This window comes from Nodularia sp. LEGE 04288 (genome assembly GCF_963896525.1).
Taxonomy (GTDB): domain Bacteria; phylum Cyanobacteriota; class Cyanobacteriia; order Cyanobacteriales; family Nostocaceae; genus Nodularia.
Map to the genome: position 1 here is coordinate 25724 of NZ_CAWQOY010000143.1, position 9265 is coordinate 34988.

Sequence of the window (9265 nt, forward strand, 5' to 3'; positions counted from 1 at the left end):
ATTAGGATGCCTTAATTTATCTTAACAATGGCGCTCACACAGCTACATCAAAATTTTCCCCTTGCACAAACACCGCCAGATCATCGGGGATATGATTATGATTTGGTCATTGTCGGCGGTGGAATTATTGGTTTAACTTTAGCTTCGGCTTTGAAGGATTCTGGTTTAAGTGTTTTGCTAATTGAGGCTAGAGTTGCTTCAGCCGCAGTTGCTAAGGGACAAGCTTATGCAATTCATATGCTTTCGGCTCTCATTTTTCAGGGAATTGGTATTTGGGAGGAAATATCGCCTCAAATCGCTAAATATTGCCAAGTTCGCCTTTCGGATGCTGATTATCCTGATGTGGTGGAATTTGCCACAGATGATATAGGTACGTCAGAATTGGGTTATGTGGCGGAACATCAAGCGCTGTTACAGCCTTTGCAGGAGTTTGTCCAAAATTGTCCGAATGTGACTTATCTCTGTCCGGCTGAAGTGGTAAAGACAGAATATCAGCAGGATATTGTGGCGATAGATATTAAAATTGCTGAGACAATTCAGACAGTCCGCAGTAAATTAGTGGTAGCTGCCGATGGTTCGCGATCGCGCATTCGTGAAGCTGCGGGAATTAAAACTTCTGGCTGGAAATATTGGCAATCGTGTATTGTAGCCTTTGTTAAACCAGAAAAGCCCCACAATAACACTGCTTACGAAAGATTTTGGACGAGTGGCCCCTTTGCGATTTTACCTCTGCCGGGGAACCGTTGCCGCATTGTTTGGACAGCACCCCACGCAGAAGCCAAAGCTTTGTGCGCCTTAGATGACGAGGCATTTTTGGCAGAACTCAGCCGCCGCTATGGCAATCAGATGGGTAAGTTGGAATTATTAGGCGATCGCTTTATTTTTCCAGTCCAACTCATGCAAAGCGATCGCTATGTACTCCCCAGATTAGCCTTAATTGGTGATGCCGCCCACAATTGTCATCCCGTCGGCGGACAAGGTTTAAATTTGGGGATTCGAGATGCAGCCGCTTTAGCGCAAGTTCTACAAACAGCCTTCGCCGCAGGTGAAGATATTGGCAATGTGAAAATCCTCAAACGCTATGAACGCTGGCGCAAGCTAGAAAACCTGACCATTTTAGGTTTCACCGATTTATTAGATCGGGTATTTTCTAATAACTTTTTACCCCTAGTATTAGTTCGTCGCCTCGGTTTGGGGATGATGCGACGCATACCGATTTTAAAAGTGTTTGCGCTGAAATTGATGATTGGTTTGAAAGGACGTACCCCAGAATTAGCCAGACGATGAGGGGAAATGAGGCAGGGGGGCAGGGTGCAGGGTGCAGGGGGGAGAAGAGACGGTAACTTCCCAATGACTAATGACTAATGACAACCCCCGCCAGTTAACTTTATTTACGCCGACCTACTTAATCGCGTCTCGACAAAAGCGATCGCTGGTGTGGCGTAGCTATAGAATCAATGAACTACAATTAGTTATTGCCTGCCTAGTACAAGTTGGCGTAAATAAACAGACCATTCAAAATCCATGAAAAGCCCATTTTATCAGCTTTTTGACTTTTGACTTTTGACTTTTGACTTCACGGCGGTACTAGCCAATTGCAAAAAGCGATAAATTATATCTTTGCCAGCAAATTGGTAAGATATATAACAACACAATTCCTGAACGCCATTACAATATTCAAAACATTGATACTTGGTTAAGTGTATGCAATTTTCATCTAAAATAGCTAAAAAATTTCGTATCTTATACTAAAGATAGATGTCACATGATCAAGGGTGTGCAATAAAATTCATTACTGGCAACAGTTTTTATTCTCCAAGTAATTTAAAATCTAAATTCAAAAAGTGATTACACCCACAGCCAGGAATGCTAGAGTTTCAAGAAATTTAGCGGAACTTCTCAGCGAATATTCATGCTGAAGAAACTACAGAAAAAACACATTTCTCTCATTGCTTTTGCGGCACTGTTTGCCTTTTCAGCAGGCGCAATGGTATCAGCACCAGAGATTGGAAAATTCTTAGGACAAGGGTTAAACCTGGCTCGAAATCAGTCTGAGCAAATTTCTCCAGCCAACCAAGCCCAGTCAACCGTATTTCCACTAGTATCAGAGTCTAGACCAGAACGAGCGGAAAAACTAGAAGCGATCGCCAATGGTTCCAATTCACCAGACAGGGAACGCGCCCGTTATTTATTAGCAAGTGATTTAATTGAAACCAGGGATGCGGAAAAGGCTTTAACTCTTCTCCAAGGACTAGAAAAAAGCTATCCCAGTCTTGGCCCTTATATTTTACTGAAACAGGCACAGGCACAGACCATACTGGATGAAGGCGGTAAGGCTTCGGATCTCAGACAAAGAGTCTTGAGAGAGTATCCCGAAGCAGCTGGGACGGCCAAAGCTCTGTATATGATCGCACTCCCAGAGCATCATGATACAGCGATCGCACAATTTCCTTCTCATCCCCTCACCTGGGACATTATTTATAAGCGGTTACAAGAGAATCCCAATCAGCCACAGTTACGGTTAATTTTGGCAAAATACGCCTATAACCAAGCCGGAATCGTCGGCGTGTTAGATCAGCTCGTGAAACAGCCGAATCTCCAAGCTGAAGAATGGGAGATAGTCGGCACAGCCTACTGGGAAAATAATCAATTTGCTAAAGCCGGTGATGCCTATATTCAAGCACCCCCAACAGCCCGCAACCTTTACCGGGCGGCGAGAGGGATACAGATAGGAGGTAAAGAACGGCAAAAGGCGATCGCCACTTACAATCAACTGGTACAACAATTTCCCGAAGCCAGCGAAACAGGACTAGCTTTGTTACGTTTGGCAGAATTGGCTAGAACCCGTCAAGATGCTTTACCCTATCTGGACAGAGTAATTGCCAATTTTCCCCAACAAGCCAGTACAGCAGTTGTAGAAAAAGCCAAAATTTACCAAGGACTCAAAGATCAAAACTCGGCTCAACAGGCTTGGGAATTACTCTTAAGCAAATATGGCAATTCTAATCAAGCCGCAGAGTATCGGTGGAACAAAGCCAACGAACAAGCCAAAGCCCAAAATTACGCAGCTGCTTGGCAATGGGCGCAACCAATTGCTACCAATAATCCTAATAGTATTTTAGCTCCCAGAGCCGGCTTTTGGGTTGGGAAATGGGCAACTACATTAGGAAAGCCAGAAGAAGCTAAAGCTGCCTATGAGTATGTATTGAGTCAATTTCCTTACTCTTACTATGCTTGGCGATCAGCTGCTAACCTGGGGCTAAATGTGGGCAACTTTGACACCGTGCGCCAATTGCAACCAGAAGTAGTCCCAAATCAACGTCCAGTACCTCCCGCAGGTTCAGAAACTTTCAAAGAACTGTATCTACTAGGTCAAGACAATGATGCTTGGTTGCAATGGGAAACAGAATTTCTCAATAAACTCCAGCCCACGGTAGCAGAACAATTTACCGAAGGATTAATGCGGCTAGCTAGGGGAAATAATCTCTCCGCCATTAGCCTAATTTCTCGATTGGAAGACCGGGAAACACCAGAGGAACAAGCCGAATATCAGGCTTTGAGCCAGCAAATAAATTATTGGCAAGCCCGTTATCCCTTTCCTTATCGCCAGGAAATTAAAAAATGGTCTGCGGAACGACAGTTAAATCCTCTGCTAGTTACCGCCTTGATGCGTCAAGAGTCCATGTTTGAGTCAAAAATTAAATCGTCAGTCGGTGCGACTGGTTTAATGCAGGTAATGCCCGCCACAGGCGAATGGATTGCACCCCAAATTAAGTTGGATAGCAAAACTATTAACTTAGAAGATCCCAGTGAAAATATTAATCTGGGGACATGGTATTTAGACTTTACTCATCGGCAGTATAACAATAACTCCATGTTAGCGATCGCCAGTTATAATGCCGGCCCCGGCAACGTCTCCAGATGGCTGCGAACTATTCCTAAAACCGACCCAGACGATTTTGTGGAAGAAATTCCCTTTAATGAAACGAAAAATTACGTGCGACAAGTATTTGGTAACTACTGGAATTATCTGCGACTTTACAATCCAGAGATTTCGGCTAAGGTAGCGAGATACTCCCAGACACATCCCAAATTACCCCAGAGGTAAAGCAAAAGTCAAAAGTCAAAAGTCAAAAGTCAAAGTTGAAATGCTTGCTGTGAAAAGATTTTAGACTTTTGCCATGTCCTCAGCACCTTGGCGGTTGCTATAATGCCGAGAAATGTCTGAAAACAACTCTAAAAATTCTCATGCGGCCAAAAACATAGTTTGGTCGCTGCGTCCCCGGATACAATAGTTAACAAATGTTGCCTATTGAGCTGACTAATGACACCCTCACAAGATGTAACTACTCCTGATCTCGACCAAGAGGAATACGGCAACTCAGAAATTGACCCTCTCAATGAGTTGCCAGATGAAGTCGAAATGTCCCTCTTCGACCACCTGGAAGAGTTAAGACAACGAATTTTCTATTCTCTAATTGCTGTCGCAGTTGGTATTATTGGCTGTTTCATTGCCGTCAAGCCCATTGTTAAGTTACTGGAAGTCCCAGCCCAAGGAGTCAAATTTCTCCAACTTGCGCCCGGAGAATACTTCTTTGTTTCCATCAAAGTTGCAGGTTACAGTGGCTTAGTGCTTTCTAGCCCCTTCATTCTTTACCAAATTATCCAGTTTCTGCTTCCAGGATTAACTCGCCGAGAACGCCGCTTACTCGGACCAGTAGTTTTGGGTTCCAGTGTGCTGTTTGCAACTGGTTTAGTATTTGCTTACTTGCTACTTATCCCCGCCGCATTGAATTTTTTCATTAGCTACGGTGAAGATGTCGTAGACCAACTGTGGTCAATTGACAAATACTTTGAATTTGTGCTGCTACTGTTATTTAGTACTGGTTTAGCATTTCAAATTCCGATTATCCAATTATTATTAGGTAATTTAGGAATTGTGTCCTCTCAAAGGATGATTGCTGGCTGGCGTTTTGTGATTATGGGAGCAGTAGTTTTAGGTGCTGTCCTCACCCCTTCTACCGACCCCCTCACCCAAAGTCTCTTAGCAGGCGCAGTCTTAGGACTGTACTTTGGTGGTATTGGTCTAGTGAAACTCACAGGTAAATGACACAAATTAATTATGACGACTTTGAGCAAGTTGAAATTCGTGTTGGCAGAATAATCGAAGTTGCAGATTTTCCCCAAGCCCGAAAACCAGCTTACAAACTGTGGATAGACTTTGGTGATTTGGGCGTTAAAAAATCTAGCGCTCAAATTACTAAACTCTATGATTTAGAAGATTTAAAAAATAGATTAATCTTAGCTGTAACTAACTTTCCACCGCGTCAAATAGCTGATTTCATGTCAGAAGTTTTAGTCTTAGGCGTAGTTGGGGAAAATGGCGAAGTTGTGCTGATTCAACCAGATAGAGAAGTACCATTAGGTAAAAGAATTTCCTAAAATCTAGAACCTCACCCCCAGGCCCTTAGTAAAGAGAGGGGAGAATTTGACGCAACTTCTCAGGCTGGGTAAGCTGAACTTGCACTTACAGCAGTTCCCGGTATTATAAGGTACATATATTAATGATAAAACTCTTGTGGTGCGGGCATCTTGCCCGCTATGTGTACCTCATAGCAGAAGGAAGTGCTGTAATTTAGTATTCCTCTCTTTCCTTGGCGTTCTCGGCGACTTCTCCCAAAGGGAGAGGCTAGCGCCAAGGCGGTTCTTTCCTCCATATTAAAAAAATCAGCCATCAGCACTTTTTTCCGTTGCTAACTTCTGCCCAATCTTCGGTTCCATACCAGCAAGTATCCGCTCAATATTAGTCCGATGGCGTAAAATCACATACAACCCCCCAGCAACACCAAACAGGATATAGGGTAGCGGTTGATGTAGAATTACCATCAAAATAGGCACTGCGATCGCACCTGCAATCGAACTCAAGGAAACAATCCTGGATATAGCGATAAACACAGCAAAAACACCCGCTGTAGCCAATCCCACTTGCCAATTCATCGCCAATAAAATTCCTAAACTGGTAGCCACAGATTTACCACCAGAAAAGCCCAAAAAAATTGATTTACTGTGTCCCAAAATAGCGCATAACCCAGCCAAGGTAATGATCCAGGGTTGCCAAATTGGGATATCTACCGTTGAGGGGATAAGACTTTGACCAGAAGCAACAGAGAATAACCAATAGACAAGTGCGATCGCTAAAACTCCCTTCAAGCAATCAATCACTAAAACCAACGCTCCCGGACCCTTCCCCAAAGTCCTTAATACATTAGTTGCGCCAGTTGAACCAGAACCAACCTCGCGAATATCAATACCCTTTAACTGCTTCACAGCAATGTAGCCCGTGGGAAAAGAACCCAACAGATAAGCTACGACCAAAGCCACACCACATAAACAGAGCCAAATCGCCATAATTTAATCAGTGAACATTAAAAATCATCATTGTAACTTTTCATAGCTTTAGGGTCAGGAGCAAAAGCTAACCACAAAGGAAATTGCAGCATTGCTAAACTGATTTGCTCTTCCGAATCATCAATGATAATTAAAGGTAATTGATTAGCCTTCACTAACCGGTCTGCTTTTTGAGCCAAAGCTTCAGCTGTTTCAAACAAAGCCACACCTCTATCCGGGCCAAAATCTGGACGCGCAATTCCTAAGCAGTCCTGCAAACCACGCCGCCATTCACCCAAACGTTCTGGTGAATTAGCTAAAACCAAAGTGCGGATGCGATCGCCATACAATCTGTGTAATATCGAAGCCACAGCCGAAGCAATCAGAATATTCTGCAAGCGACTACCCATACTCCGCAAAGCACCCCGTCCCCCTTGGCTGAAGAACCAATCAGAAACTCGTTCCGCGTGGATAGGTTCAAAAGTCCGGCGCAGCTGCCAAGGCGGTCCATAATAATCTGGTTTGCTGCGATATTGGTCAATCAGGCGGCGAATTTTATTTGTAGTATCTTGAAACTGCTGTTGGGCAAATTGGGGTGTTCCTGGCTGTTCTTGGGCTGGTTTCACCTCTTTGGCGACTGGTTTTGCTCGTTCTACTACAACTGGTGGTGTCAGTTGCAATTGCTCTGCTGACATAGCCAAATCCTGTAAGCTACCAGTGAGATAGTCTTTAAAGCCCTGCACCCTAATTGCTAAATCTTGGGATGTTCCCGCAAAAGTGGTTCGCATTTCATTCCGAATGCGTTCTTGGCGGCGTTCTAGCTGTTCTACAGAAATTTGCAGTGCTTGTTTGCGTTGTTCTAGCTGCACCAGCGACTCTTGTACAAGTTTTACCAGAGAGGTTTGAGTTTCACTTAGTTGTTCCTGAAGCGTTTTGTAACTCACTTCTAGCTTGGCTATTTCTGCCTTCAGCACTGCTTCTGTGCGTTGTAACTCTGCAACTCTTTCCTCCTCTGGGATGGAGAGCGCATTCTCTGGTGACTCTAACTCCAGTACAGGAGTTTCTGCTTCTAACTCTACAGCGGCAAATTCAACAGTTGACTCTTCGGTGAACTCAATTGCAGAATCTACCACTTCTGCATTAGCAATAATTGGCTCAAGATTGGAATTATTTGGTTGTGTATCAGTTGATGAAGTTGGCGTTTCTGCTTCCAGGACTGACTCTACAGATGAGTTTTCTGGTTTTTCCCGCGTTGGGTTTTCTGCTTCTATTTGTTCCAACCACTCATCAATCTGTTCTGGGGTTTGAGATTCCTCTGGGTTCATAAACAATAATGCAATTCCTATGATGCGAATAAATAACTTTCACAAAATATAGTCTAAATTCAAAACCACTCCGCACCGGCTACGCTAACAGAACTTAGAACCACACTCATATACGTGGACAACGTTCTTCTAGGCAAGATTTTAGGGCTTTGGGGTCAAACAAAATCGGTAAAAAGTGAATGCTGTTAACTTCCTTAAAATAAAATAGGATGGGAATTCTATTCCAGAATATCCGCCAATTTTGCCATTCCTGGTAGGGAAAGCTGCGAAGTAATTTTTCGCCTCGGTAAATATCTAAGTCTGTAGCAGTAAAGTGTAACCGTATTGTCAGAGTTTGAATTAAAAGAAATAAACCCAACAATGCAATTACTACTCCTACCCAAAGCTGCACTACCAGTAGTGGAATAGCAGCAATCAGCAACACGATAGGGATATTGTAACTAGGCTGGAGTTCCACAGTTGATGTGGAATTAGGCGCAAATGAACTTGTCACAGTTTCCAATCCTGTTTTTTAGTAGACATCTATCTTATTTTACGAGTTCGGGGTTCCTAGTAGAAAACTCCCCACTCCCTACTCCCTACTCCCTACTCCCCAGTTTTAAAACCCTTGCAGCAATGCACCCCCTGTTCCCTGAAACATTAACCATGAAAGAAAGAAGTTGCTGGTAAATATAATCAGCAAGGAAGTAACAACAGCTGTTGTGGTTGATTGTCCCACTCCTTTAGCTCCTCCCTTCGTAGTCAAACCCCAACTGCAACCAATCACGGCGATTAACAAGCCAAAGCAACAGGCCTTAATTAAGGCGCTGAGAATGTCCCAAATGCCGACCAAGTTACGAGCCGAGTCTAGAAATACCGTATCAGCAATACCATAGATATTCGTCGCAATAATTAATCCCCCTAAAATTCCTGTGATCAAAGACAGAAGGGTTAAAATCGGCAGCATTAAGCAGCAAGCAAGGACGCGAGGGATAACGAGGTAATCAATGGGATCAGTTTTTAAGATAAATAAAGCATCGATTTGCTCGGTTACCCGCATAGTGCCTATTTCGGCTGCAAAGGCAGAACCAACTCTTCCCGCCAAAACTACTGCGGTGAGGACGGGTGATAATTCTCGTGTCAATGCTACCGCCAGCACTCCGCCCACGAGATTAGTAGCGCCAAAGTTAATAAACTCCCGCGCTACCTGAATGGTAAACACTGCGCCCACAAAAACAGCCGTTAACAGGGCAATAAATAGGGAATCTGGGCCAACAGCTGCCATTTGCTCTAAAGTGTTGCGCCAATTGATTTTTCCCCTCAAGAGGTGAACTATTACTTGTCCACCCAGGAAAATCGCTGCCAGCAGTCGCTGACTCCATGCTCCTAAACTGGATTTGGATTTAGTCTCACTCAATGTTTTGTGGCTAACTCGGTAACTGCATTAAGAATAGCGGATGTCGGTTGTTTTTAGTCATTAGTCATTAGTCATTAGTCATTAGTCATTGGTCATTGGTCATTGGTCATTGGGAATTCATAATCCCCCCTGCTCCCTGCCTCTTCCCCCCTGCCTC

Annotated in this window: 10 protein-coding genes; 5 read left to right on the forward strand and 5 right to left on the reverse strand. The window is 43.8% G+C overall.

Translation table 11 applies throughout. From position 1 onward, the window contains the following. Positions 1-27 precede the first annotated feature (27 nt). The 5 genes from AACX33_RS20520 (at position 28) to AACX33_RS20540 (ending at position 5442) form a co-directional block, all read left to right on the forward strand. Positions 28-1287, forward strand: coding sequence for an FAD-dependent hydroxylase (locus AACX33_RS20520; protein WP_194000075.1), 1260 nt, complete (start codon positions 28-30; stop codon positions 1285-1287). A 70-nt stretch (positions 1288-1357) separates the two neighbouring features. After that, positions 1358-1528, forward strand: a complete 171-nt coding sequence (locus AACX33_RS20525) for a hypothetical protein (RefSeq protein ID WP_194000077.1) — start codon at positions 1358-1360, stop codon at positions 1526-1528. Between the two features lie 384 nt (positions 1529-1912). After that, entirely contained in the window at positions 1913-4108 is a 2196-nt protein-coding gene (locus tag AACX33_RS20530; protein ID WP_194000079.1) for a lytic transglycosylase domain-containing protein, read from the forward strand. Between the two features lie 216 nt (positions 4109-4324). After that, positions 4325-5110, forward strand: a complete 786-nt coding sequence (gene tatC, locus AACX33_RS20535) for a twin-arginine translocase subunit TatC (RefSeq protein ID WP_194000081.1) — start codon at positions 4325-4327, stop codon at positions 5108-5110. Beyond that, complete coding sequence (locus tag AACX33_RS20540; RefSeq protein ID WP_194000083.1) at positions 5107-5442, forward strand: tRNA-binding protein; 336 nt, start codon at positions 5107-5109, stop codon at positions 5440-5442. The genes tatC and AACX33_RS20540 overlap by 4 nt, the downstream gene beginning before the upstream one ends. Positions 5443-5561: 119 nt before the next feature. Here AACX33_RS20540 and AACX33_RS20545 read toward each other — a convergent pair whose 3' ends face one another. The 5 genes from AACX33_RS20545 to AACX33_RS20565 form a co-directional block, all read right to left on the reverse strand. Beyond that, complete coding sequence (locus AACX33_RS20545; RefSeq protein WP_194000085.1) at positions 5562-5735, reverse strand: hypothetical protein; 174 nt, start codon at positions 5733-5735, stop codon at positions 5562-5564. Then, positions 5728-6408 carry a glycerol-3-phosphate 1-O-acyltransferase PlsY gene (gene plsY, locus AACX33_RS20550; protein WP_194000087.1) on the reverse strand — a complete coding sequence of 227 codons (681 nt, stop codon included), beginning with the start codon at positions 6406-6408 and terminating at the stop codon, positions 5728-5730. Before plsY ends, AACX33_RS20545 begins: the two co-directional genes overlap by 8 nt. A 17-nt stretch (positions 6409-6425) precedes the next feature. Next, on the reverse strand, positions 6426-7712 hold the full coding sequence (locus AACX33_RS20555) for a DUF3086 domain-containing protein (RefSeq protein ID WP_194000089.1): 1287 nt from the start codon (positions 7710-7712) through the stop codon (positions 6426-6428). A gap of 106 nt (positions 7713-7818) precedes the next feature. Then, on the reverse strand, positions 7819-8205 hold the full coding sequence (locus tag AACX33_RS20560) for a DUF3119 family protein (protein ID WP_194000091.1): 387 nt from the start codon (positions 8203-8205) through the stop codon (positions 7819-7821). Between the two features lie 105 nt (positions 8206-8310). Further along, positions 8311-9108: an MlaE family lipid ABC transporter permease subunit gene (locus AACX33_RS20565; protein WP_194000093.1), complete on the reverse strand. Its 798-nt coding sequence runs from the start codon at positions 9106-9108 to the stop codon at positions 8311-8313. Positions 9109-9265: the final 157 nt, after the last annotated feature.

Bases quoted from the DNA above. Each gene is read 5' to 3' on its own strand.
- AACX33_RS20520 (WP_194000075.1), top strand. From the start codon at position 28: ATGGCGCTCACACAGCTACATCAAAATTTTCCCCTTGCACAAACACCG.
- AACX33_RS20525 (WP_194000077.1), top strand. From the start codon at position 1,358: ATGACTAATGACAACCCCCGCCAGTTAACTTTATTTACGCCGACCTAC.
- AACX33_RS20530 (WP_194000079.1), top strand. From the start codon at position 1,913: ATGCTGAAGAAACTACAGAAAAAACACATTTCTCTCATTGCTTTTGCG.
- tatC (WP_194000081.1), top strand. From the start codon at position 4,325: ATGACACCCTCACAAGATGTAACTACTCCTGATCTCGACCAAGAGGAA.
- AACX33_RS20540 (WP_194000083.1), top strand. From the start codon at position 5,107: ATGACACAAATTAATTATGACGACTTTGAGCAAGTTGAAATTCGTGTT.
- AACX33_RS20545 (WP_194000085.1), bottom strand. From the start codon at position 5,735: ATGGCTGATTTTTTTAATATGGAGGAAAGAACCGCCTTGGCGCTAGCC.
- plsY (WP_194000087.1), bottom strand. From the start codon at position 6,408: ATGGCGATTTGGCTCTGTTTATGTGGTGTGGCTTTGGTCGTAGCTTAT.
- AACX33_RS20555 (WP_194000089.1), bottom strand. From the start codon at position 7,712: ATGAACCCAGAGGAATCTCAAACCCCAGAACAGATTGATGAGTGGTTG.